The organism is Labrys sp. LIt4, from assembly GCF_017813775.1.
In the GTDB taxonomy this organism is placed as follows: Bacteria; Pseudomonadota; Alphaproteobacteria; order Rhizobiales; family Labraceae; genus Labrys; species Labrys okinawensis_A.
Map to the genome: position 1 here is coordinate 1 of NZ_JAGIPY010000046.1, position 1,219 is coordinate 1,219.

A 1,219-nucleotide genomic window follows, 5' to 3' on the forward strand; every position below is an offset into this window, starting at 1 on the left:
TGCGCCGCCTCCCCGAAACCGAGGTCCTGCTCGAGGCCGATCTCGACATCTACAGCCAGGTCAAGGCGGCGGTGGAACAAGGCGGCTGACCGCGCCTAAGAAACACCGCTTGTGCATCGTCGCGCCAATATGCCGGGTGCTGAAGAATTTATGTTTGCATAAAACAAACTTTCTGTGATATTCCAAAAGGCGTACTCGATACCTAATCGGGATTACGGGTGGCCGTGGGGGACAGGCCGAAATTCCGACGGATGCAGGAGGAATGAATGGCTATTTTTGGACCGAATGCCAGTGGCGTTCAGTATGACATTACCCGTACTGGCGGAAACATAATAACTGGTTTCCTAGATCAGGTGGTGATTTCCGGTGGTACAAACGGAACTACTACACTTACCAATGTCCCTGAGGATAACATCCTTACGACCAACGGTAGCACCGTAAATATTGCTAGTGCTCTGCTTGGCAGTACCTATGTCGTTCCTCCGAACGTGTCGGGCAATGTTACTATCCTTGCCACTCTGCCGGCTCTGACCTCCAACAAGGTTTATGTCGGCGGCACCGCGACCATCCAATCGGGCGCCAGCCTCCTCGCAGGCCTCGAAATCAATGTCACGGGCGGTAGCGCCACGCTGTCCAGCGGCGTGGTTGCGAGTGCGCTGAGCGGCACGACGGTCAACCTGACGGATGGCGGCAGCTTCACCAATGGCAACAACCTTGCCAATGTGCTGACCGGTTCGACGATCAACTATGGTCCCGGCGGCGGCACCTTCACCGTCAACGGGGGCGGTGCGCTCATCGATCTGTCCAGCACGACCATCAATGGTTTCGCCCAGAACAGCGGCAACAACCATCTTGCGTTCGAGAATACCTCGGCTGCAGCAGCTAGCTATCAGATTTCGAATACCGGCAGCGGGCAGAGCATCGTGGTCCGCGACGCCGACGGCAACATCATCGCCCAAGCCAATATCGCAGGCCAGACGCTCAACACCGGCACCTATACACCCGGCGATCCCGGTCCTCTGACCATCAGCGGCGACGGCACGACCTTGACGATCACCGACCAGGCCGTGGTCTGCTTCCTGGCGGGCACGCGGATCCGCACCGCTACCGGCGAAGTCGCGATCGAAGACATCCGTGTCGGCGACGAGGTCTTCGTCTCCGTCGAAGGCAGGGACGAACTGCGCCCGGTGACCTGGATCGGTTCGGGCCACGTCCTGAG

General features: G+C 58.5%; 1 protein-coding gene. It reads left to right on the forward strand.

Annotated features, from left to right (window positions below):
• Positions 1–488: 488 nt before the first annotated feature.
• Positions 489–1,219 (forward strand): Hint domain-containing protein (locus J8I29_RS30225; RefSeq protein ID WP_348536213.1); only part of this gene is annotated, 731 nt, incomplete at its 3' end.